Annotated in this window: 21 protein-coding genes; 9 read left to right on the plus strand and 12 right to left on the minus strand. The window is 54.3% G+C overall.

The window, feature by feature from the left end:
• Positions 1-30: 30 nt before the first annotated feature.
• Entirely contained in the window at positions 31-726 is a 696-nt protein-coding gene (locus ABRZ28_RS05530; protein WP_330519687.1) for an extensin-like domain-containing protein, read from the plus strand.
• Between the two features lie 10 nt (positions 727-736).
• Here ABRZ28_RS05530 and ABRZ28_RS05535 read toward each other — a convergent pair whose 3' ends face one another.
• Both ABRZ28_RS05535 and rsmF read right to left on the minus strand, forming a co-directional pair.
• On the minus strand, positions 737-928 hold the full coding sequence (locus ABRZ28_RS05535) for a YdfD/YebW family protein (RefSeq protein ID WP_319602637.1): 192 nt from the start codon (positions 926-928) through the stop codon (positions 737-739).
• A 207-nt stretch (positions 929-1,135) separates the two neighbouring features.
• Positions 1,136-2,587 (minus strand): 16S rRNA (cytosine(1407)-C(5))-methyltransferase RsmF, encoded by a 1,452-nt coding sequence (rsmF, locus tag ABRZ28_RS05540; RefSeq protein WP_330519688.1) that lies wholly within the window; start codon positions 2,585-2,587, stop codon positions 1,136-1,138.
• A gap of 439 nt (positions 2,588-3,026) precedes the next feature.
• Between rsmF and msrC the strand changes: the two genes are divergently transcribed.
• From msrC to ABRZ28_RS05575, 7 genes are all read left to right on the plus strand, one after another.
• Positions 3,027-3,521, plus strand: coding sequence for a free L-methionine (R)-S-oxide reductase MsrC (msrC, locus tag ABRZ28_RS05545; RefSeq protein ID WP_319602635.1), 495 nt, complete (start codon positions 3,027-3,029; stop codon positions 3,519-3,521).
• 95 nt (positions 3,522-3,616) lie between these two features.
• Positions 3,617-4,351 (plus strand): RNA chaperone ProQ, encoded by a 735-nt coding sequence (gene proQ, locus ABRZ28_RS05550; protein WP_319602634.1) that lies wholly within the window; start codon positions 3,617-3,619, stop codon positions 4,349-4,351.
• A 19-nt stretch (positions 4,352-4,370) separates the two neighbouring features.
• Positions 4,371-6,386 (plus strand): carboxy terminal-processing peptidase, encoded by a 2,016-nt coding sequence (prc, locus tag ABRZ28_RS05555; RefSeq protein ID WP_319602633.1) that lies wholly within the window; start codon positions 4,371-4,373, stop codon positions 6,384-6,386.
• A 269-nt stretch (positions 6,387-6,655) separates the two neighbouring features.
• The gene (locus tag ABRZ28_RS05560; protein WP_319602632.1) at positions 6,656-6,901 is read left to right on the plus strand and encodes a FeoA family protein; all 246 of its coding nucleotides are present in this window, start codon (positions 6,656-6,658) and stop codon (positions 6,899-6,901) included.
• A gap of 36 nt (positions 6,902-6,937) precedes the next feature.
• Positions 6,938-7,165 (plus strand): FeoA family protein, encoded by a 228-nt coding sequence (locus ABRZ28_RS05565; protein WP_319602631.1) that lies wholly within the window; start codon positions 6,938-6,940, stop codon positions 7,163-7,165.
• 27 nt (positions 7,166-7,192) lie between these two features.
• Positions 7,193-9,526, plus strand: coding sequence for a Fe(2+) transporter permease subunit FeoB (gene feoB / locus ABRZ28_RS05570; RefSeq protein ID WP_330519689.1), 2,334 nt, complete (start codon positions 7,193-7,195; stop codon positions 9,524-9,526).
• A 45-nt stretch (positions 9,527-9,571) separates the two neighbouring features.
• Positions 9,572-9,799, plus strand: a complete 228-nt coding sequence (locus ABRZ28_RS05575; RefSeq protein WP_319602629.1) for a FeoC-like transcriptional regulator — start codon at positions 9,572-9,574, stop codon at positions 9,797-9,799.
• Positions 9,800-9,849: 50 nt separating this feature from the next.
• Here the strand turns inward: ABRZ28_RS05575 and potD are convergent, their stop codons facing one another.
• Genes potD through potA form a run of 4 tightly spaced genes read right to left on the minus strand, consistent with a single transcriptional unit; the run spans position 9,850 to position 13,657 of the window.
• On the minus strand, positions 9,850-10,893 hold the full coding sequence (gene potD / locus ABRZ28_RS05580; RefSeq protein WP_319602628.1) for a spermidine/putrescine ABC transporter substrate-binding protein PotD: 1,044 nt from the start codon (positions 10,891-10,893) through the stop codon (positions 9,850-9,852).
• A 31-nt stretch (positions 10,894-10,924) separates the two neighbouring features.
• The gene (gene potC, locus ABRZ28_RS05585) at positions 10,925-11,701 is read right to left on the minus strand and encodes a spermidine/putrescine ABC transporter permease PotC (RefSeq protein ID WP_319602627.1); all 777 of its coding nucleotides are present in this window, start codon (positions 11,699-11,701) and stop codon (positions 10,925-10,927) included.
• Positions 11,698-12,558: a spermidine/putrescine ABC transporter permease PotB gene (gene potB / locus ABRZ28_RS05590; RefSeq protein ID WP_319602626.1), complete on the minus strand. Its 861-nt coding sequence runs from the start codon at positions 12,556-12,558 to the stop codon at positions 11,698-11,700. The genes potC and potB overlap by 4 nt, the downstream gene beginning before the upstream one ends.
• Positions 12,542-13,657, minus strand: coding sequence for a spermidine/putrescine ABC transporter ATP-binding protein PotA (gene potA, locus ABRZ28_RS05595; RefSeq protein ID WP_319602625.1), 1,116 nt, complete (start codon positions 13,655-13,657; stop codon positions 12,542-12,544). The genes potB and potA overlap by 17 nt, the downstream gene beginning before the upstream one ends.
• Before the next feature lie 428 nt (positions 13,658-14,085).
• Here potA and pepT point away from each other — a divergent pair, with 428 nt between their 5' ends.
• Entirely contained in the window at positions 14,086-15,321 is a 1,236-nt protein-coding gene (pepT, locus tag ABRZ28_RS05600; protein ID WP_330519690.1) for a peptidase T, read from the plus strand.
• A gap of 44 nt (positions 15,322-15,365) precedes the next feature.
• Here the strand turns inward: pepT and ABRZ28_RS05605 are convergent, their stop codons facing one another.
• From ABRZ28_RS05605 to mnmA, 6 genes are all read right to left on the minus strand, one after another.
• Entirely contained in the window at positions 15,366-16,487 is a 1,122-nt protein-coding gene (locus ABRZ28_RS05605; RefSeq protein WP_319602623.1) for a ribosomal protein uL16 3-hydroxylase, read from the minus strand.
• A 78-nt stretch (positions 16,488-16,565) separates the two neighbouring features.
• The gene (phoQ, locus tag ABRZ28_RS05610; protein ID WP_330519691.1) at positions 16,566-18,047 is read right to left on the minus strand and encodes a two-component system sensor histidine kinase PhoQ; all 1,482 of its coding nucleotides are present in this window, start codon (positions 18,045-18,047) and stop codon (positions 16,566-16,568) included.
• Positions 18,040-18,732 (minus strand): two-component system response regulator PhoP, encoded by a 693-nt coding sequence (gene phoP / locus ABRZ28_RS05615; RefSeq protein ID WP_319602621.1) that lies wholly within the window; start codon positions 18,730-18,732, stop codon positions 18,040-18,042. The genes phoQ and phoP overlap by 8 nt, the downstream gene beginning before the upstream one ends.
• A gap of 206 nt (positions 18,733-18,938) precedes the next feature.
• Positions 18,939-20,309: an adenylosuccinate lyase gene (gene purB / locus ABRZ28_RS05620; protein WP_330519692.1), complete on the minus strand. Its 1,371-nt coding sequence runs from the start codon at positions 20,307-20,309 to the stop codon at positions 18,939-18,941.
• Between the two features lie 168 nt (positions 20,310-20,477).
• On the minus strand, positions 20,478-21,104 hold the full coding sequence (gene hflD / locus ABRZ28_RS05625; protein ID WP_319602619.1) for a high frequency lysogenization protein HflD: 627 nt from the start codon (positions 21,102-21,104) through the stop codon (positions 20,478-20,480).
• 2 nt (positions 21,105-21,106) lie between these two features.
• Positions 21,107-22,213: a tRNA 2-thiouridine(34) synthase MnmA gene (mnmA, locus tag ABRZ28_RS05630; protein ID WP_319602618.1), complete on the minus strand. Its 1,107-nt coding sequence runs from the start codon at positions 22,211-22,213 to the stop codon at positions 21,107-21,109.
• Between the last annotated feature and the right edge of the window lie 50 nt (positions 22,214-22,263).

Below are 22,263 nucleotides of genomic sequence, written 5' to 3' on the forward strand. Positions count from 1 at the left end.
AGGGATGGTAATCATCGGGTGGCGGAATAAATGTGGAGATGGCTGGTCGTATTGCTGATAGCGGGCGGAGTGGTTGCGTTAGCGCCATGGATTCAACGCCATCTTCCGCCTGGCTACGATCCGTTTACGCCGCTGTCGGTTGACGATCCTCCGACGCTGGTGACGCGCTTCAAACTCAGACAATTGGCGAACGACCCCGCCGCCTGCCTGGCCATCTTGCAGCAGGCGCAGGCGCAAGGGCGCATCGCCTTCTCGTTGCCCGGCCCCGTTGACGGGCAGTGTCCGTTACCTTCGCCGGTGCGCATACGGCAGTTCGGCGCCGTCACGCTCAGTTCGAGTTTTCTGGCCAGTTGTCCGCTGGCGTTAAGCAGCGTCATGTTCGTTACGCAATCCTTGATCCCGCAGGCGCGGCGGCTGGGCGCGCCGTTGACGCGTATCGATCACCTCGGCAGCTACGCCTGCCGCAATGTGTATCACCGGCCGGAAGGCCGGCTGAGCGAACATGCGACGGCCGATGCCTGGGATATATCCGCTTTCCGGTTAGCGGACGGTCGGCGTATCAGCATATTGAATCAGTGGAATGCGGCGGATGAAACCCAGGATTATCTGCGGGCGACGTTTGAACAAAGCTGTGACTTTTTCGGCAATGCGTTGGGGCCGGAATATAACGCGGCCCATGCCAATCATTTTCATCTGGGGATGCGCGGCTTTGGCGTGTGTCGGTAGCGGCGTCGCATTAAAAATCGGCGTATTCCTGCGCGGGCAACCAGAAACTGTCGATAAACTCGTCGATAGGGTAACACCCGGCGCGGCGTAATCGCTGTTCGGACATCGCTTTGAGACACTGGTTCTCCGTATTGTACGCGCCGATCACCAGTTCATCGCAGCCATTGCCGAGATAACAAACAAATATTACCAGTGCGAACATGATGCCCTCACTTATCACCAATCATTCGTGCGGCTCTCTTTCCATGCTTCTATACCCGTTATTTTCACGTCGCCAGTGCGTCGGCCGCCTTCCTGCAACGCAAAAGCCATTGGGTATAGGGACAATTGTAGATGAAAATGGCGAAGAGATGAGGCGATGCGTGTTTACAGGCGGCGCCGAACCGCCTGATAAACAACGGCGTGGGAATTAGCCGTTATCCTGTGCGGCGCTGCATGCGCCATCGCGCACCAGATCGCGCGGCAGATTGTTTTTTATGCGGCTGCCGATGCGCTTAGCCAGTCCCAGCGGAGAGTGGCGATAGGTCAGCAACAGTTCGTCGTCAGCGGGGACCGGCTGCGGATAGCAGTCTTTCCCCTGAAACCACTCGCAGGCCAGCTGGTCGCTCAGCGCATAGGCGTGGCCGGCATTCACATTCGCCAGCGCAATGATGGCTTCATGCTGCCAGCGGTAACCTTTGGCAAAACGTTCCGCCAGCTTGAGGCCGATACGCGAGAAGCGGATTTTGCCGAATGCGGACGTCAGTTCGGCAGGGAAAAGCCAGATTTCGTTATCGCGTTGCCATAGTTGTAACTGGTCGTCGTCCCACGTCAATCCCCGTCGATTGGCCGCCTGCGTCACCAGCTCGCGATCGCGGGCGCTCAGCGGGGAGAACGGGAATTTGCCGACTTTATAGCCCGGCGCAGGCAGCGGCGGCACGCTGGCTGTTTTGCGCAAGCGCGCCACGAAAAAACCTTCGCTGTCGTAAATTTGCGGGAAGACGTGTAAAAAACCCTCTTCCGTCGCGGACTGGTCGGCGCCGGGGAACAGATCGGTTAAGGGTTCGAACTCGCAGGCGTCGGGGAAGGTTTGCCGCAACCAGTGGCACACCTGCTGATTTTCCTGCTCGTTCAGCGTACAGGTGGAGTAAATCATCACGCCGCCGGGCTTCAGGGCGTGAAAAGCGCTCAGGATCAGTTCGCGCTGGGTGGCGGCAATGCCGGCGATGCTTTCCGGCGACCAATGGTTCATCGCGCCGGGATCTTTGCGCACCACGCCTTCGCCGGAGCAGGGCGCGTCAAGCAAGATAGCGTCGAAATACTCGGGCAGCGCCGCGCCGAATACCCGTCCGTCGAAGTGGGTCAACGCGGTATTGCTGACGCCGCAGCGGCTGATGTTGGCATGCAGCACTTTCACCCGGCTGGCGGAGTATTCATTGGCGATAACGCCGCCGCGGTTATCCAGGTTGGCGGCGATTTGCGTGGTTTTGGAACCGGGCGCCGCCGCCATGTCCAAAACCCGTTGCGGGCAAGCATCATGCTGAAAAAGAGCGCTGACCGGAAGCATGGAGCTGGCTTCCTGAATGTAAAATAGTCCGCTCAGGTGTTCCAGGGTATTCCCCAACCGGCCGATTTCGTCATCCGCGTTTAATAGCCAGAAGCCGTCGCGGCACCAGGGAATCGGCTCCAGGCGCCATTGATAAGGCGCCGCCAGCTGTAGAAACGCCTCGGTGCTGATTTTTAACGTATTGACGCGAATACTGCGCCGCAACGGCCGCTGACAGGCGGCGATAAAGTCATCCATCGACAGGCGCGCGGGCATAATGGACTGAATGGCGGAGAGAAACGCTGGGGGTAAATGGGCTGGTGTCTGTTTGGCCACGGCGGGGTTCCGTTACAGCTAAAATATTAAACGCCGAGTGTAACATAATGCCGGTTTAGCGGAAAACGCGGCGGCTCGCCGCGCGACGCCCGCCGAGAGCACGATATGTACATCGCCGGCGAGTGAAAGCGGCGCGCGTGCATTCATCTTGTGGCATGCTGTAGCGGGCATTTTTATGCCGGGCTTGCCGCCCGTTATCCCTGAGCCGTGGTCAGCGAGGTTTAACATCGCTTGCGGCGATTTTGTATTACAATTTCACGTTATACCCTTCATTTTCAGGTTGGACAGTGTTCAAATTCGCTGCGGGCGGAGTTTGTCCCTTACTCAAAGCAACGAATTTGAGTAAGGACATCAAGGTTTGTGCGATGCGGCTTGAATGTGTCTTGAAATCTATTGGGTATGTGTGGTTAATTCGATCCGACAAGACAATTAGTGTTATATGAGCAAACAAGAGTTTTATCAGGACCTGGTCCGCGATTTATCCTCGCTGATTGCGGGAGAAAATCGTTTCATTACGATCTTATCAAACAGCAGCGCATTGCTGTTTGAACGTTTGGATGGGGTTAACTGGGCTGGTTTTTATCTGCTGGAAAATGACTCGCTATTTCTGGGGCCGTTTCAGGGGAAAGTCGCTTGTGTGCGTATTCCGGTGGGCAAAGGGGTATGTGGCCGGGCGGCGGCTGAAAATCAGATACAGCGCATAGGCGATGTGCATGCGTTTCCCGGCCATATTGCCTGCGATGCCGCGAGTAACGCCGAAATCGTACTGCCGCTGGTGGTCAGCGGTCGCTTAATCGGCGTTTTAGATATTGATAGCACTGTTTATCAACGGTTTGACGCAGATGATGAAGAAGGGCTCAAGGCGGTGGTGAAGGCACTTTGCGCACAACTTGAAGCGAGCGATGTGCTGACTTTTATCAATTTCTCACGTTGAGATAAGGATAACGTAGCAATTGCCGATGGCGTCATTATAATGACGCCTGTTCATGCCTGCGCCGGTTGGCAAACCCGTTGTAATCAGGAAATTTCATGGAAAATCAACCTAAGTTGAACAGCAGTAAAGAAGTTATTGCCCTTTTGGCAAAGCATTTCCCGCTTTGTTTCACCACTGAAGGTGAAACACGCCCGTTAAAGATCGGTATTTTTCAAGATCTTGTTGAGCGCGTATCCGAACTGGATAACATCAGTAAAACGCAATTGCGTTCCGCATTGAGGCTTTATACCTCAAGCTGGCGTTATCTGTACGGTGTAAAACTGGGCGCTCAGCGTGTGGATTTGGATGGAAATCCCTGTGGCGAGCTGGAACAGCAGCATGTTGATCATGCACGTAAGCAACTGGAAGAAGCGAAAGCGCGAGTTCAGGCTCAGCGCGCGGAGCAACAAGCAAAAAAACGCGAATCCGGAGAAACCGCCGAACCTGCGCGCACCCGCCCGGCCAATGGTAAAAGCGCGCCGCGTCGCGAGCGCGATAGCGCTAACGCCGCGCCGCGCCGACCACGCCCGTCTTCTTTCCGTCAGTCGCCGTCCTCTTCTCAGCAACCCGCCAAAGCTCAGTCCCGTCAGGCAAAGCCTGCCAGTCGCGAGTCTCAGCAGCGTGTCGCGGTTACGGATGTTTCCAAGCTGCAAATCGGTCAGGAAATCAAAGTCAGAGCCGGCAAAGACGCGATGGATGCCACCGTGCTTGAAATTGCCAAAGGCGAGGTCAGGGTCCGGTTGGCTTCTGGGTTGGCTATGATTGTACGCGCAGAACATTTGCAGTTCTGATACGGAGGCCAACCTGGGCATGAACAATTTAGTTAAAATGACCGCCATTGCAGGTTTACTGCTGGCGGGTACAAGTTTTGCCAATGAGAACATCACGCGTGTTGAGCAAATTCCGCAGTTGCGTCAGGAGTCTCAGCATGCCACCGTCAGTGACAGGGTCACTTCGCGCTTTCTGCGCTCCCACTATCGCCAGTTTACGCTGGACGACGAATTCTCCGCGAAGATTTTCGCTCGCTATCTCAATATGTTGGACTACAGCCATAATGTGCTGTTGGCCTCCGATATCGCCCAGTTCTCTGATAAGAAAACGCAGTTGGATGACGAACTGAAATCCGGAAAACTGGATGCCGTCTATGCGTTGTATAATCTGGCGCAGAAACGGCGTTTTGAGCGTTTTCAGTATGCGTTGTCGTTATTGGACAAGCCGGTGGTTCTTACCGGCGACGATACCATTGATCTTGATCGCAGCAAGGCGCCCTGGCCGCAAAATGCCGGCGAACTGAACCGGTTATGGGACGCGAAGGTCAAATACGACTGGCTGAGCCTGAAACTGACCGGTAAAGAAGATAAAGACATCAAAGAAACGCTGACCAAGCGGTATCAGTTTGCGATTCGCCGACTGGCGCAAAGCAACAGCGAGGATGTCTTCCAACTGATCATGAACGCCTTTGCGCGGGAAATCGATCCCCACACCAGCTATTTGTCGCCGAGAAATACCGAGCAGTTCAACACCGAAATGAGCCTGTCGCTTGAAGGGATCGGCGCGGTATTGCAGATGGATGACGATTACACCGTGATCAATTCCATGGTGCCCGGCGGCCCGGCGGGGAAAAGCAAAAACATTGCCGTAGGCGATCGCGTGGTCGGCGTCGGTCAGGGCGACAAACCGATAGTCGATGTCATCGGCTGGCGTCTTGACGACGTGGTCGCGCTGATTAAAGGCCCCAAAGGCAGCAAGGTGCGATTGGAAATTTTGCCCGCCGGCAAAGGCACTAAAACCCGTATCGTGACGCTGACTCGCGAGCGCATTCGCCTTGAAGATCGCGCGGTCAAAATGTCGGTCAAAAACGTCGGCAAAGAAAAAGTGGGCGTGCTGGATATTCCGGGATTCTATGTGGGCCTGACGGATGACGTCAAAGTTCAGCTCCAGAAACTGGAAAAACAGCATGTCGGCAGCATCGTGATCGACCTGCGCAGTAACGGCGGCGGGGCGCTGACCGAAGCGGTCGGTCTGTCCGGGCTGTTTATTCCCGGCGGGCCGGTGGTGCAAATCCGCGATAACAACGGCAAGGTGCGCGAAGACAGCGATAACGACGGCGTTGTGTACTACAAAGGCCCGTTGGTGGTGCTGGTGGACCGTTTTAGCGCCTCGGCGTCGGAAATCTTTGCCGCCGCGATGCAGGATTACGGCCGGGCCTTGATCGTCGGCGAGCCGACCTTCGGCAAAGGCACCGTACAGCAGTACCGTTCCCTGAACCGTATTTACGATCAGATGTTGCGTCCCGACTGGCCGGCGCTGGGCTCGGTTCAGTACACCATTCAGAAGTTTTATCGCATTGATGGCGGCAGCACGCAGATGAAAGGCGTGACGCCGGACATCATGATGCCTACCGGCACCGAAACCGTTGACACCGGAGAAAAATTCGAGGACAACGCGCTGCCGTGGGATAGCATCAAAGCCGCGGACTACGCCAAGAGCGGCAGTCTGAAACCGCTTATCGCTGCGCTGAACGAAACGCATCAGGAGCGTATTGCCAAGGATCCTGAGTTCCAATATATCGCCGAGGATATCGCCCGTTATAACGCAACGAAAGATAAGCGTAATACGGTGTCGCTCAATCTCGCTCAGCGTGAGAAAGAGAATAATGACGATGAAGCGATGCGTCTGAACCGTATTAACGATCGTCTGAGCAGAGAAGGGAAAAAGCCGCTGAAGTCGCTGGAGAATTTGCCGAAGGATTATCAGGCTCCCGATCCTTATCTGGATGAAACGGTGAAGATCGCGCAAGATTTGGCGCAGCAGGAAAAAGAATAATTCAGCAACTGTATCAATATTGAACAAAACCCCGGCGCCGTCCGGGGTTTTTTTATACCTGTTAATCCGCTGACGATGCAGCAAGGCGTCAGCGCGATGACCGGCTGCCCGTTATTTTCACTTTGCTTGATGTGAGTCAATGGGACAGAGGGAGGTAGGAATATGATTGATAATAGTTATTACTTATGTTCATTATAAAATCATCATTTCTTATGATGCGATTTTGTTATAGCTCATTGATTAGATTGTAAAAGTAAAGGAAATGATACATGGCGTTACTTCTTCAAACGTTACTGGATATTCCACTCAATATGAATGCGGTCGTCGCCCGTATTCGTCTGAACGCAGAGAGCCAGCAGCGCTTAACCGAGTTAGGCATTCGTGTGGGCGGTAATGTCCGAGTAATTCAACGGGAAGAAAATCAGCCGCTAATGCTTGCCGCGGGCGATGGCCGCATCGCCATCAACTGGGATTTGGGAAAACAAGTGTGGGTATCCCCACAGCGCTCACACTAACAAAATATGCACACTAACAATAAAAGGTGACTGACGATGTCTTTGGAAGAGTTAACGGTTGAGACCAGGTGGCGTGTCATTGGCTTTCAAAAAGGTTCGGCGGACTACCGCAAGCGATTATTGGCGTTAGGCGTTACGCCGGGAGTGGAATTCTCCGTCGCGCGTATTGCGCCCCTGGGCGACCCGATCGAATTACGTTTACGCGGCGCCGCCATCAGCGTTCGCAAGGGCGAAGCGCAAATTCTTATTCTCGAAAAATGCTGAATCAACCAAGTCAGGTAGGAAAATTTTATGGATGCACAACCCGTCATTTGTGTTGTCGGCAACCCTAATTGCGGTAAGACGACACTCTTCAACGTGCTTACCGGCGGTAAGCAAACCGTAGGCAACTGGCCGGGGGTGACGGTAGAGAAAAAGGTTGGCTATTACCGTTATCAAAATCAGCAGACTACGCTGGTTGATCTTCCCGGTGTTTATTCACTCAACCCTTCATCGGAAAGCTCGGAAGATGAACGCGTCGCCAGAGATTATATTTTATCCGGCGCGGCGGATCTGGTTTTGAATATCGTCGATGCGTCCAATCTGGAACGAAATCTCTATTTGACCGCGCAACTGCTGGATATGAATGTGCCGATGGTGGTGGCCGTCAATATGATGGATATCGCCGCATCACGTAAGCTGGACATCGATATCGCGGCATTACAACAAAAATTAGGATGCCCGGTCATCGCGATTACCGCCAGTCAGAAAAAAGGCATCGACCGTTTACGTCAGACGTGTTCGGAGGCGGTCTCTCATCCCGTCGCCCCCAATATCGCGATCCCTTATGATGAGCCGCTGCGCAATGCGGCAAAAGCGCTTGCCCGGCAGTTTTCCGAACATGGCGGCATCAATAATCCTTACTGGCTGGCGCTGCAATTGCTGGAGGGCGACAGCACGGTGCGGGCGGCCATACCTGCGCCACTGTTGGCGAAATCCGACGCCAAAGTCGCCGAACTGATTGAACACTATGAAGATGAGCTGGATATTTTCCTGGCGGACGCTCGCTATCAGTTTGTGTCGGCGATTGCGACATCGGTGATTACCCGCCGCGGCGAGATGTCGGCGACGCTGACGGATAAAATCGATCGCATCGTATTACACCGCTTTCTCGGGATACCGATCTTCCTGGCGGTGATGTACCTGATGTTTATTTTCACTATCAACATCGGCAGCGCCTTTATCGATTTCTTCGATAAATTCTTCGGCACGATTTTTGTTGACGGTCTGGGTGAACTGCTGCTGGCTATCAACACGCCGGTATGGCTGAAAACGCTGCTGGCCGACGGGATTGGCGGCGGTATCCAGACGGTATCGACGTTTATCCCGGTGATCGGCTGTCTCTATCTGTTCCTGTCTTATCTGGAAGACTCGGGTTACATGGCGCGGGCGGCGTTTGTCATGGACCGCTTTATGCGCAGTATCGGTCTGCCCGGTAAGGCATTCGTCCCGCTGATCGTGGGTTTCGGCTGCAACGTACCGGCGGTGATGGCGACCCGGACTATGGAGAGGCACAGCGACCGCATCGTCACCGTGATGATGGCGCCCTTCATGTCTTGCGGCGCGCGTCTGCCGGTATATGTGCTGTTTGCCACGGCGCTGTTCACCAGCGGCGGTCAGAATCTGGTGTTCGGCCTCTATCTGATCGGCATCGTCGCTGCCGTCGCGACCGGTTTTATGCTGAAAAAAACCGCGTTGCAGGGCGAGGCTTCCACATTCGTGATGGAAATTCCGCCTTACCATTTGCCCGGCTTGCGCAGCGTGTTGATCCGCACCTGGGATCGACTGAAAAACTTTATTTTCAGAGCCGGCAAGCTGATCGTCATCGTCGTCACGGTATTGGGTTTCCTGAACTCGATGGGGACCGATGGCACGTTCGACAATCAGGACAGCGATAAATCGGTTCTGTCGGCTATCGGGCAGGAAATTGTGCCGGTCTTTGCGCCGATGGGGATAAAACAGGAGAACTGGCCGGCAGCCGTGGGCGTATTTACCGGTATTTTCGCCAAAGAGGCGGTAGTCGGGACATTGGACTCTCTCTACGGCGCGATAGCGGATGCCCAAAATGACGCGGCGGAGGAGCCGGACGAACCTTTCAGTCTGCAAGCCGGGATCGTCGAGGCGTTGGCGACCATTCCGGAAAACTTCAGCAAGTTGGGTAGCGCGTTCCTGGATCCGCTGGGCATTGACGTCGGCGATTTGAGCAATGCGGAAACCGTGGCGGAGGAGAACGAGTTTTCCGTTTCGTCGTTGACCGTAATAAGCCAGATGTTTGACGGACGACTGGGCGCGTTTGCCTATTTGCTGATGGTCTTGCTCTATGTCCCTTGCGTGGCGGCGGTCTCCGCCATCTGGCGCGAGGTGGGGACGGCGTGGACATTGTTCTGCGTGGTTTGGACCATCGAATTAGGTTACGGCTCGGCCGTGGTGGTTTATCAGATCGGTCGTTTCGCCCAGCATCCGCTCTATTCAACGCTGGCGATTGCCGGCGTGGCGGCGGCGTTGCTGATAACCCTGTTGTTCCTGCGCCGTAGCGGCGACGCCAAACCGCGCGTTACGGTGAGTAATCTCAACGAGAGTCTTTAAGTTATTCAGTCCGCAGGCGGGGAAACCCGCCTGTTTGGAGGAAATATGACCTTAATTGAATTGCGCGATTATGTGCGGCAGAAAAAGAAAGTGTCCTTACAGGATGTCAGCAGCGCATTTCACGCCGATCCCGGCGTTATCGAAGGTATGCTGGATATCTGGGTGCAGAAAGGAAAGATACGCTTTCATCAGGCCGAATCAGACGGCAAATGCGGTAGTTGCTGCTCGTGTGATAAAAGCCTGAGTCAGTATTATGAATGGGCCGATCGCTAGCCTGTGAAACATGACCGGCAGGCGCAGCTCTGCCGGTCGGTTGAGCAATATCAGCGTCCGGCTTTCAGCTGTTGGAAATAAGTTTCATACAGCGTGCTGGCGCCGCCAACGTCATTCTGCCATTCACCTTTGTTAATCACGTCGTCATCCGGATACAAGGTTTTGTCGCCTGAAACTTCTGGCGGCAGCAGTTTTTTCGCCGCCAGGTTTGGCGTCGGGTAACCGATCGTTTCCGCAACCTGCGCCGCAATTTCCGGGCGCAACAAGAAGTTGATCATTTTGAGGGCGCCGTCAACGTTTTTGGCGTTGGCCGGGATCGCCAGACTATCCATCCAGAAGATCCCGCCTTCTTTCGGCCAGACAATATCCAGCGGCGTACCGGCCTGACGAGCCACATAGGCCGAACCATTCCAGACCATACCCAGATTGACTTCGCCTTCCATAAACGGGTTACCCGGATTGTCCGAGTTGAACGCCAGCACGTTAGGCATTAACTGCTGTAGTTCTTTGTAGGCCGCCTCGATCTGCTGCGGGTCGGTGGTATTGGCGGAGTAGCCGAGCTTGCGCAGGGCGATTTGGAACACCTCGCGCGCGTCGTCCGTCAGCAGCAGGCTGCCTTTATATTTCTTGTCCCATAAATCGGCCCAGGCTGTGACGCTCGCCGGATCAATGACATCGCGGTTAACGCCGATGGCCGTCGCGCCCCAGATGTAAGGGATGGAATAATCGTTATTGGGGTCGAACGACTTATGCAGCAAGTTCGAATCGAGATTATGAAAGTTACTGAGTTTACTGGTATCGATCTTTTGCAGCATACCTTCTTTGCTCATTTTGGCAATGAAGTAGGTTGAAGGCACAACCAAATCATAGGCGCTGCCCTGATAGGTTTTCAGTTTGGCGTACATACTTTCGTTGGATTCATAGGTCGAATAAATGACCTTGATCCCGGTTTCTTTAGTGAACTGTTCCAGCAAACCGGGAGGAACATACTCAGTCCAGTTATAGAAATAGAGCGTTTTTCCATCATCGGCATGGGCGGCATTGATGCTGAAAACCAGGGCGCAGGCCGCCAGCAGATGTGACCATTTTTTCATGTTGTGTATCTCCTTTCCCAAAGGGCAAATATTATTTTTGGGTGCGATCGCGCAGGATCAGTTGACTACTGAGCACCAGAACCAGCGAAAGAATCAACAGAATGGTTGCCAGCGCATTCACTTCGGGCGAGACGCCCACCTTCACCATTGAATAAATTTTCAACGGCAAAATTTCATATGACGGCCCGGTAACGAATGACGACACCACCACATCATCCATCGACAGGGTAAAACTCAGCAGCCAGCCGGCCGCCACCGCGGGCATCGCCAGCGGCAGAATGATTTTGCGCAGAATAATCGCCTCGCTGGCGCCCAGATCGCGCGCGGCTTCCAGCATACGCACATCGAAACCTTTTAACCGTGAATAAACGGTGACCACCACGAAGGGCAGGCAGAAGGTGATGTGGGAGAAAAGCAACGACCAGAATCCCAGCGATATGCCCAGCAGCATGAACAGCACCAGCAGGGAGATGGCCATCACGATATCCGGCGACATCATCACCACGAACAGCATGCCGCTGACAAAGGGTTTGCCGCGAAAACGGTAGCGGTAAAGCGCGACCGCGGTCAGCGAACCGATCAGCGTGGCGAAGGTAGCCGAAAAGACCGCCATGGTGAGCGAGTGCTGGGCGGCCTGGATCAGACTGTCGTTATTCAGCAATAGTTGATACCAGCTTAGGGTAAAACCTTGCCAGTTGATGCCGAAACGCGCCTGATTGAACGAATTCACGATCAAAATGATGATGGGAATATACAAATAGGCGTAAATGATGGACATAAATCCACCGCGCAGCAGACGTCCTATCATTCCAGTTCCCCTTGTTTGTTCAGCATCCGGGCGGTGCGATAGTAAACAAATAGCAGCAGCCCCATGATCAAGGTCAGACAAATACTGGTGGCGGCGCCGAACGGCCAGTCGCGGATATTCAGGAACTGACTTTTAATCACGTTGCCGATGAGCAGGTTTTTGGCGCCGCCCATCAGGTCGGCGACGAAAAATAGCCCCATCGCCGGCAGCAGAACCAGCAAACAGCCGGCGATAATGCCGGGCATGGTCAGTGGAATTACGATTTTGACAAACGCCTGCCATTTACTCGCGCCCAAATCACGGGCCGCCTCAAGGTAGGACTTATCCAGTTTTTCAATGCTGGAATAGAGCGGCAGCACCATAAACGGCAGCAGAATATAGATAAGCCCGAGGATCACCGCGCCCGACGTATACATGATGCGCAGCGGCGTTTCTATGATACCGCTCCACAGCAGGAATTCGTTCAGGTAGCCGCGGGTGCTCAGGAACACTTTCAGACCGTAAATGCGGATTAACGAGTTCGTCCAGAACGGCACAATCAGCAGGAACATCAGCAGCGGCCTGATCCTTTGCGGCAGGCGCGCCAGAATAAACGCGAAAGGATAGCCGAGGATCAGGCAGCACAAGGTGGCAATCACCGCCATGTTCAGCGAATGCAGCAGCACCGAGGCGTACATCGGGTCGGCCAGCCGGGTATAGTTATCCAGCGTAAACACCAGACTGATAAAGTTTGCATCGTCACGGGTTAAAAAGCTGGTGCCGATAATCATCAGATTGGGCATGAACACGAACAAGACCAGCCAGGCCACAATGATGGTGATAATGGTATTTTGAAAGCGTTTACGCGACGTCTTCATCGTTTAGAACGACCTCCCAGCTTTCAACCCAGGTCACCGCCACTTTTTGGTTCAGCGAGTGGTCTACATCGGGATCGTCCTCGTTAAAGAACTCGCTGACCATGACCAGTTTGCCGCTTTCCAACTCAATGCTCGACTCCAGCGTCATCCCTTTATAATTGCGCTCGCGCACATAGCCGACGATCTCTGAGGTCTGCGCGCTGTCGTGGATCTCTTCTACGCGCAGATCTTCCGGTCGTAACAACACCTTGAGGCGTTGCCCGATAGTGACCGGAAACCCGACTGTGATAACGCATTCCCGGCCTTCAATGTGCGCGCGTACGCGTTGCGCATCCAACGGGGCGATAACGGTCGCATCGAAAATATTGATTTCGCCGATAAAGCTGGCCACAAACAGGTTTCGCGGTTCTTCATAGATTTCGCGGGGCGTGCCGTCCTGCTCGATACGGCCTTCGCGCATTACCACGATACGATCGGACATGGTGAGCGCTTCTTCCTGATCGTGGGTCACGAAGATGAAGGTGATGCCCAGCGTGCGCTGCAACGCTTTCAGCTCGTTTTGCATCTGTTTGCGCAGCTTGTAGTCCAGCGCCGATAGCGGCTCGTCCAACAGCAGCACCTTGGGTTCATTCACCACCGCTCTGGCAATGGCTACGCGCTGTTGCTGTCCGCCCGATAGCTGATGCGGGCGGCGCGGGGCCAATGCGTCCAACTGCACCATTTTCAGCGCTTCCAGCACGCGAGGCCGCACTTCCGCTTCCGGCGTTTTTTGCATCCGCAATCCGAACGCGACGTTGTCGAAAACGCTCAGATGGGGAAATAACGCATAGCTTTGGAAGACGGTATTAACATGCCGCTGCTCGGCCGGCTGGTGGGTTATATCCTGGCTTTCCAGGATGACATTGCCGTCGTCAACGCTTTCCAGACCGGCAATCAGGCGCAGCACCGTGGTTTTTCCACAGCCGGAAGGGCCGAGAATAGTCAGAAACTCACCGTTGTTAATGGCGAGATTAAAGTGAGAAATGATGTCTTTGCCATCAAAACTTTTATGGACGTCGAGCAGTTCAACGACCGGAGTAGCAGGACGATTATCTTTCATTTAGGGTTATTGCTCTGTTTCCAAGTATGGCGCATCCACGTGAGAAACGTCGTGGTCTATGCCAAGGGTTATCACCTTTCAGCCTACGAGCTTAGTTGAGGGTCGGCATTCTACGGTAAACCATACTGAACGCCAACTTGTGACGCCACACTTATCGAGAACAGGCGTAAATAGTTTATCGGCGGGACAATACGCCGGGTCATTATGCTGTGTGATTGTTATTTTATTGAGATGGTTTTGTAACTCGCGACTGGAAGAAACGGCAATTAAGTGCCTTACTATGACGTTAATCCGGCAATTGACCGGAGCATGGGGCGAGGTCAGGCATTTCGCATCTGCGGGTTAACACAGTAAAAACTGACCTGACGCAATATTTGCCATGGATGCCATCCCCATAATGAAATTCAGGGCTCAAGAGGCACATAGTGATGGATAAATTACTCGATCGATTTTTAAATTACGTTTCTTTTGATACTCAATCAAAAGCCGGTGTCCGGCAGGTGCCGAGTACCGATGGACAGTTGAAACTTGCCCGGGCGCTGCAACAGGAACTGCTTGAGCTGGGATTTGAGCAGGTGACGTTAAGCAAACATGGCTGCGTCATGGCGACGCTATCCTCCAATGTCGCCTGGTCGGTACCCGCTATTGGTTTTATTTCTCATATGGATACCTCTCCCGACTACAGCGGGAAGAACGTTAACCCCCAGATTCTGGAAAATTATCGCGGCGGCGATATCGCGCTGGGCATCGGCGATGAAGTGCTCTCGCCGGTGATGTTTCCCGTCTTGCACCAGCTACTGGGCCATACGCTGATTACCACCGACGGCAAAACGCTGCTGGGCGCGGATGACAAGGCCGGCATCGCTGAAATTATTACCGCGATGATGCGCCTGAAAAAACGGCAGGTTCCGCACGGGGATATCCGGATTGCCTTTACGCCGGATGAAGAGATCGGCAAGGGCGCCCACTTTTTTGATGTCGACGCGTTCGATGCGCAATGGGCTTATACCGTTGATGGCGGCGGCCTCGGCGAGCTTGAGTATGAAAACTTTAACGCCGCCTCCGTGACGGTGAAAATCGTCGGCAATAATGTCCACCCCGGCAGCGCCAAAGGCGTGATGGTCAACGCCCTGACGCTGGCGTCGCGATATCATTATGAAGTCCCTGCTGATGAGACGCCGGAAAATACCGACGGCTATCAGGGGTTTTATCATCTGCACAGTATGAAAGGCGTGGTTGAGCGGGCGGAATTGCATTATATCGTGCGGGATTTCGATCGCGACGGGTTTGAAAAACGTAAGCGGAAGATGTTGGATATCGCCGAGAAAGTCGGCAAGGGGCTGCACCCTGATTGTTATATCGAGGTGACGATAACCGACAGCTACTACAATATGCGCGAGCAGATAGAGCAACACCCGCATATTATTGCGCTGGCGCAGCAGGCCATGCGCGATTGCCATATCGAACCGGTATTAAAGCCGATTCGCGGCGGTACCGACGGCGCTCATCTGTCGTTCCAGGGGCTGCCTTGTCCTAATTTGTTTACCGGCGGCTACAACTATCACGGTAAGCATGAGTTCGTGACGCTGGAAGGAATGGAGCAAGCCGTGGCGGTGATTATGCGCATCGCCGAACTTACGGCGTTACGCGCAAAAGCGCAGTGAGCGAATAATTAAGGCGGGCTATCCCGCCTTATTCGATAAACGCCTTAGTCGGCAAAATACCAATAGCCGTTGTTTACCAAGGCGGTCAATTTAGCGAGAAACGCCGCATCGTCCAGCGCCTCCGCCAGGAGGGCCGCGCTGATTTCGTGATGCTCGGCCAACGCCATAAGCGCCTGTTTGTGCGGGCTGTCGATCTTTTCGCCATTGACGAAACAGCCGTCGCCGACGCACAGTACGCGTAATCCGCCCAAACGCCGCAGCAGTTCGCCCTGTTGCAGGAAGTCACGGACTTCTTCCGCCTGATAAGGCGGTTCCGGCGGCGCGACATCGAGTTCATGGCGGGATTGCGAAATAAACTCACCGAACCAGTTCTGGAAATGCTCGGGCTGTTGCACCAGTTCCAGCATCATTTTCTGCAAGCGCTCCAATTCCTGCGGCAGCACCGTGGCGGGGTGCGCGCGGGCGGGAATCTCCGGATCGCTGTAACGCCGGCTGCCGAGTTCGCGGGACAGCACATAATCGGCGAAACCGCTCACCAGTTCGCGGCCGTTCGGGGCGCGAAAACCCACCGAATAATTGAGCGACTCTTCCAGCGAGTAGCCGTCATGCGGGAAACCCGGCGGAATATAGAGAATGTCGCCCGGCTCCATCTCTTCATCGATGATGGCCTCGAAGGGATCGACCTGGAGCAGGTCAGGGTGGGGGCAATGCTGTTTCATCGGCACTTTGGCGCCGACGCGCCAGCGGCGACGTCCGGTTCCCTGAATGATGAAAACGTCGTACTGGTCCAGATGCGGGCCAACGCCGCCGCCAGGCACCGAAAATGAGATCATCAAATCGTCAAGACGCCAGTCAGGCAACCGTCGGAAAGGGCGCATCAGCGCGGTAGACGGCTCGTGCCAGTGATCGACGGCCTGAACCAGCAGCGACCAGTTGTTTTCGCCTAAATGATCGAAGCTTTCAAACGGACCGTGGCTGACCTGCCAGCGCCCGTCCTGATGGCTAATCAGTCGGCTGTCGACTTCATTTTCCAGTGCCAGACCGGCAAGTTCATCTGGTGAGATAGGGTCGATAAAATGATTAAAACCGTGTTTGATAATCACCGGTTTTTTTTGCCAGTAGTGCGCTAAAAATTCCGGCCAATCGAGATTGAGTTGATAGTCCATGCCATATCTTCCAGAAAACGAGACGGGCGGCAATTATAGCGGAAGCCCGGTGAGCTGTACTGACTTTCATCGCTCATTCTAAGCAAGATTCTGACGGGAGAAGATCGCCTCGACGCGAGCGCCCCCTAACGCGCTGTCGCTGATAATGATTTCACCCTGATATTGTTCAATAATTTCGGCGGCGACCGACAGACCGATGCCCTGACCGGGGCGCAGCCGGTCGGCGCGCTGCCCGCGCTGAAAAATAAGTTCGCGCTTGCTTTCCGGTATGCCGGGGCCGTCATCATCAATGATCAGGTGCAGTTTGTGGTCGGAATACTGGGCGCTGATCTCCACAAATTCCAGGCAGTATTTGCAGGCGTTATCCAACACGTTGCCCAGTATCTCCATAAAGTCGTTTTTTTCACCGACAAAGGTCAGTTCGGGAGAGATGTCCAGCGTCAGCACCACGCCTTTACGTTGATAAACTTTATTCAGCGCGGAGCAGAGGCCGTCCAGCATGGCGGGTACGGAATGCACCTCACGCATCAGCATATGGTGTTCGGAACGTACGCTGGCGCGGTGCAGATAGTAGCCAATCTGTTGCGATATTCGGCTGATCTGCGCCAGCATCAGCGGCTCGGCCTGATCGATATTGATTTCCTTGCCGGTGCGTAACGCCCGCAGCGTGGTTTGCAGCACGGCCAGCGGCGTTTTCAGACTATGGGTGAGGTCGGTCAGGGTGGTGCGGTATTTGTGATAACGCCGGCGCTCGTTATTCAACAGGATATTCAGGTTTTTCACCAGGCTGTATAACTCCCGCGGCGGATTTTCATCCAATTGTTCACGCGTGCCGTTTTCCAGCTCGGCAATTTGCCTGACCAGGTGTTTGATAGGCCGCAGACTCCAGTGCGCGCCCAGCCACAGCAACGGGAAGACCAGAATCAGGTTGGCGATAATAACGTAACCGAACCATTCCCAGACGATATCCTCCTGTTGCAATTCCTGCGGGATCCGGTCGACAACCACGATGGTCAGAGGCGGAAGATGTTCGGTGCGCGGATAGACATTGACGGCGACGGAGTGGGTCAGCGTATGCGAGTAGACGCCGTTGAGCGCCCGCAGACTATTCAACAGCAACGTATTTTCTTTCAGTACGGCGCTGCTGGTCTTGGTATCGATATCCAACTCATGATAAGCCGTTTTTTCCAGCCATTCGGGTTTGATCATCGCTTCCAACTGCGGGACTTCTCGTTCACGCCAGAGTATGTTGCCCTGCTGGTCGTAAATTAAAACCAGCGTAGGGAAGTTGTTATCGATATCCGGCGGCGTCGCGATGGTTAATTGGCCGTCTCGCCACTGAGCCAGTCGGTAAAACAGATTACTTTCCCCGCGCAGCAGACGGAATGACGTTTTATCGAAATTGATGCTGTAACCGATGATGGCGACGACGCCGTAAGACAGCGATAACGCCAGAACGATAGCGACGGTCGCGAGTAAAAAACGCACGCGCAGCGAAAAGGGGAATTTGTTATGGCGGGCGTCGTTGGAAACGGCTTGCGGCGATTTTCGATCACTCATTTTTGGCCTGACCGGCGTTCAGATCGAAACGATAACCCTGGCCGCGCACCGTGGTAATGACATCCGCAGAGCCGGCGTTCTGTATTTTTTTGCGCAGGCGTCCCATTAATACATCAATGGTATGGCTCTCGCGCAGCTCGGCATCGGGGTAGAGCTGCAACATCAATGATTCCTTGCTGACCACTTTTCCGTTGTTGCGGATCAGCGTCTCGATGATGGTGTATTCAAAGGCGGTCAGCTTGACCGGCGCGCCGTTGATCATCACTTCTCGTCGCGACAGATCGATTTCAAACGGCGATAGACTGATAATCTGCGACGCCAGCCCGCTATTGCGGCGCATCAATGCCTGTAAACGGGCGACCACCTCTTCCATATGAAACGGCTTGGTCACGTAGTCATCCGCGCCGGCTTCCAACACGGCCACTTTGTCCTGCCAGCCTTCCCGGGCGGTCAGCACCAGAATGGGCAGCTTGATCTGCTGTGAGCGCCAGCGGCGAATCATACTCATGCCATCTTCATCCGGCAGGCCGAGGTCGATAATCGCAATATCCGGCGAGTGTTCGTGCAGGAAAAAATCGGCCTCTTTGGCGCCCGCGGCGGCGTCGACCTGATGTCCCATTTCATTCATTTGCACGGTAAGGTGATGACGTAATAAAACGTTATCTTCGACGACCAGAATGCGCATCGCTATTTCCTCAGCTTCTCTGTCAAACGGGTAAGACGGTTATAAGTAAACACCGCTTACGTATCATAGTCATACGCAATCGGAATTAATTATATGATTTGATTTTTATCTGGCAAATTATCCACAGGGATAATAAACGACGGATAAACAGGAGAACGAAGGAACCGGGTAACAGGCGGACGAGCGGTCCGCCTGTCGCATGAGCCTTATTGCAAATCGTCGACCATTTGAATGGCGCGGCCGATATAATTTGCCGGCGTCAGCGTTTTCAGCCGCGCCTTTTCCGCTTCGGGCAGGTCCAGACCGTCGATAAACGCCTGAATGCCGGCCGCATCCACGCGTTTGCCGCGCGTCAGCTCTTTCAGTTTTTCGTAAGGTTTTTCAATACCGTATCGACGCATTACGGTTTGAATGGGTTCAGCCAGCACTTCCCAGTTGTGATCCAGCTCTTCGCGCAGGTGGTCGCGGTTGACCTCCAGCTTGCTGATGCCTTTTAACGTTGATTGATAAGCGATCAGCGCATAGCCCACGCCCACGCCCAGGTTACGCAGCACCGTGGAGTCGGTCAGGTCGCGCTGCCAGCGGGAGACCGGCAATTTCCCGGCCAAATGGCCCAACACGGCATTGGCTAATCCCAGGTTGCCTTCCGAGTTTTCGAAATCAATCGGGTTAACTTTATGCGGCATGGTGGACGAACCGATCTCACCGGCGATGGTTTTCTGCTTGAAGTGGTTCAGGGCGATGTAACCCCAGATATCGCGGTCGAAGTCGATCAGAATGGTGTTGAAGCGAGCGATGCAGTCAAACAATTCCGCAATGTAATCATGCGGTTCGATCTGCGTGGTGTACGGGTTCCAGGCGATGCCCAGCGACGTGACGAAACTTTCGCTGAACCGATGCCAGTCGATTTCCGGGTAGGCGGCGAGATGCGCGTTGTAGTTGCCGACGGCGCCGTTGATTTTACCCAGAATTTCAATCTGCTGAAGCTGACGATATTGGCGCTCCATCCGGTAGGTCACGTTGGCGAACTCTTTACCGATGGTGGACGGCGTGGCGGGTTGCCCGTGGGTGCGCGACAGCAGGGGAATATCACGATATTGCAGGGACAAGTCGGCCAGGGCGTCAATGATTTTGCGCCACTGGGGAAGAATCACCTCACGGCGGGCGGTATCCAGCATCAGCGCATGAGACAGGTTGTTGATATCTTCCGAGGTACAGGCGAAGTGAATGAATTCGCTGACGGCGTGCAGCGACGGAACGGCGGCGACTTTTTCCTTCAGAAAATATTCGACGGCCTTCACGTCATGGTTGGTGGTGCGCTCGATGGTTTTAATGCGCGCCGCATCCTGTTCGTTGAATTCAGCGACGATTCGGTCGAGGAAAGCGTTTGCGTCGGCATCAAATGCAGGAACTTCCTGGATTTCTGCACAGGCCGCCAACTTTTGCAGCCAACGTACTTCAACCTGTACGCGGAATTTCAGCAAACCGAATTCGCTGAAAATAGCGCGCAGCGAGCTGACTTTATCGCCGTAGCGGCCATCTATCGGGGAAACGGCGGTCAGTGAGGATAATTCCATCGCAAGCAACTCCTGGGATTGGTTTCAATAAAAATAATAGTTCATGCCGACGGCAAACATCCCGCATTTCGCAATCCCCGCGCGGCGGGGAACGGCTGTTGAGCGATGGTGTTGCGTCGGCGGATACGGCGATTAACGAGGATAGCAAGCCCGCAGATTCATCGTTGATCAGCAACGCGCCAATATAAGTTTCGCTTCTTTCACCAGATGGCTGCGGGAGAACATCAGTTGCAGGCGTCCGCCGCCAATCTGCTGCCATAGCACCGCGGAACGGATGCCGGCCAGCAGCGCGGCGCGCACTTTGGCCTGAATCTGGCTGTTTTTCAGCACCTCCGGCGAACCGGTAACCTGGATACGCGGCCCCAACGTACTGATGACATCCACATAAATGCCGGCCAGCGCGCTGATGATCGTATCAGAGAGCAGTTCAAAATGCTCCAACTGACGCTCCAGTTGGCCAATGCGTTTGCCCAGTTCGTCGAGCGCCGTTTTCTTGCCGTGCAGTTTCCGCTCCAGCGTTATCAGGCTGAAAGCATAGCGCGACAGTTCGGCGCCCTGGCCTTTACCGTTGGTGTTCAATATGCCCAGCAGGGTTTCCAGCCCGGTTTTCAGATTGCTTTCCGCATCGCCATAAACCGCCAGCGTCGAGGCCGGGTTTACAATCAGAATACTATTGAGCGACGTGTGCAGAATCTCATGGTCGCAGTTGCCGGTATGGGCCAACTGCTGCACCAGATGAGCGGACTGGCAGATACCCGCGAGCGCGAGCGTAATATCATGATAATTCTTAGCCACGACTACTCCTGTAAACGTTCTTCAATAATGCCGCCGCCCAGACAAACGTCGCCCAGATAGAACACGGCCGACTGTCCCGGCGTCACGGCCGCGACCGGCTCATCGAAGCGAACGGTTATGCGATCTTCCCCCAGCGGGGTAACCGTACACGGGATGTCCGCCTGACGATAACGGGTCTTGACGACGCAGCGGAATTCCGCGGTGACTGGCTGACGATCGACCCAATGCAACTGCTGGGCGATTAAACCGTATGACATCAGGCGAGGGTGTTCATGTCCCTGAGCAACGTACAAAATGTTATTTTCTACGTCTTTATCCACCACATACCAGGGATCTTCGCCGCCATCTTTGACGCCGCCGATCCCTAATCCTTTGCGCTGACCCAGGGTGTGATACATCAGCCCCTGATGCTGTCCCATGGGTTTGTTGTCATCAACGGACAGTATCGGGCCCGGCTGCGCCGGCAGATAGCGCGAGAGAAACTCGGTGAATTTACGCTCGCCGATGAAGCAAATGCCGGTGGAGTCTTTCTTTTTGGCCGTGGCCAACGCCAGTTGTTGCGCAATATCGCGAACCTGGGGTTTCTCCAGTTCGCCCACCGGGAATAAACTCTGCGCGATCTGTTCGTGGCTGAGGGTGTAGAGGAAGTAACTCTGGTCTTTATTCCCGTCCGTGCCACGCAGTAAACGGCTTTTCCCCTCGACATCCTGACGGCGGACATAGTGGCCGGTAGCAATGTAATCCGCGCCTAAATCTTCGGCGGCGAATTCAAGAAAGGCTTTGAATTTGATTTCTTTATTGCACAGGATATCGGGGTTGGGCGTGCGGCCCGCCTTGTACTCCGCCAGGAACAATTCAAAGACGTTATCCCAGTATTCGGCCGCGAAATTGACGGTATGCAGCGTCATACCGAGCTTGTCGCAGACGGCCTGCGCGTCGGCAAGGTCGGCTGCCGCGGAACAATACTCCGTGTCGTCGTCCTCTTCCCAGTTTTTCATGAACAGGCCTTCAACCTGGTAGCCCTGTTGCTGCAACAGGTAAGCGGAAACGGATGAATCAACACCGCCGGACATACCGACAATCACTTTTTTCTGGCTGTTATCTGACATGGACGTCTCGCGAACTGAACTTGAAGCAAAAAACAAGCCGCGCATTTTAT

The organism is Brenneria sp. g21c3 (genome assembly GCF_040240345.1).
Lineage (GTDB): Bacteria > Pseudomonadota > Gammaproteobacteria > Enterobacterales > Enterobacteriaceae > Brenneria.

Excerpts from the sequence above, each read along its gene's own strand:
- potB (WP_319602626.1), bottom strand. The coding sequence starts at position 12,558 with ATGAAGACGTCGCGTAAACGCTTTCAAAATACCATTATCACCATCATT.
- ABRZ28_RS05605 (WP_319602623.1), bottom strand. The coding sequence starts at position 16,487 with ATGGACTATCAACTCAATCTCGATTGGCCGGAATTTTTAGCGCACTAC.
- ABRZ28_RS05560 (WP_319602632.1), top strand. The coding sequence starts at position 6,656 with ATGGCGTTACTTCTTCAAACGTTACTGGATATTCCACTCAATATGAAT.
- potC (WP_319602627.1), bottom strand. The coding sequence starts at position 11,701 with ATGATAGGACGTCTGCTGCGCGGTGGATTTATGTCCATCATTTACGCC.
- phoP (WP_319602621.1), bottom strand. The coding sequence starts at position 18,732 with ATGCGCATTCTGGTCGTCGAAGATAACGTTTTATTACGTCATCACCTT.
- ABRZ28_RS05565 (WP_319602631.1), top strand. The coding sequence starts at position 6,938 with ATGTCTTTGGAAGAGTTAACGGTTGAGACCAGGTGGCGTGTCATTGGC.
- potA (WP_319602625.1), bottom strand. The coding sequence starts at position 13,657 with ATGAAAGATAATCGTCCTGCTACTCCGGTCGTTGAACTGCTCGACGTC.
- ABRZ28_RS05575 (WP_319602629.1), top strand. The coding sequence starts at position 9,572 with ATGACCTTAATTGAATTGCGCGATTATGTGCGGCAGAAAAAGAAAGTG.
- ABRZ28_RS05530 (WP_330519687.1), top strand. The coding sequence starts at position 31 with ATGTGGAGATGGCTGGTCGTATTGCTGATAGCGGGCGGAGTGGTTGCG.
- pepT (WP_330519690.1), top strand. The coding sequence starts at position 14,086 with ATGGATAAATTACTCGATCGATTTTTAAATTACGTTTCTTTTGATACT.
- proQ (WP_319602634.1), top strand. The coding sequence starts at position 3,617 with ATGGAAAATCAACCTAAGTTGAACAGCAGTAAAGAAGTTATTGCCCTT.
- purB (WP_330519692.1), bottom strand. The coding sequence starts at position 20,309 with ATGGAATTATCCTCACTGACCGCCGTTTCCCCGATAGATGGCCGCTAC.
- prc (WP_319602633.1), top strand. The coding sequence starts at position 4,371 with ATGAACAATTTAGTTAAAATGACCGCCATTGCAGGTTTACTGCTGGCG.
- potD (WP_319602628.1), bottom strand. The coding sequence starts at position 10,893 with ATGAAAAAATGGTCACATCTGCTGGCGGCCTGCGCCCTGGTTTTCAGC.
- ABRZ28_RS05535 (WP_319602637.1), bottom strand. The coding sequence starts at position 928 with ATGTTCGCACTGGTAATATTTGTTTGTTATCTCGGCAATGGCTGCGAT.
- phoQ (WP_330519691.1), bottom strand. The coding sequence starts at position 18,047 with ATGAGTGATCGAAAATCGCCGCAAGCCGTTTCCAACGACGCCCGCCAT.
- feoB (WP_330519689.1), top strand. The coding sequence starts at position 7,193 with ATGGATGCACAACCCGTCATTTGTGTTGTCGGCAACCCTAATTGCGGT.
- mnmA (WP_319602618.1), bottom strand. The coding sequence starts at position 22,213 with ATGTCAGATAACAGCCAGAAAAAAGTGATTGTCGGTATGTCCGGCGGT.
- msrC (WP_319602635.1), top strand. The coding sequence starts at position 3,027 with ATGAGCAAACAAGAGTTTTATCAGGACCTGGTCCGCGATTTATCCTCG.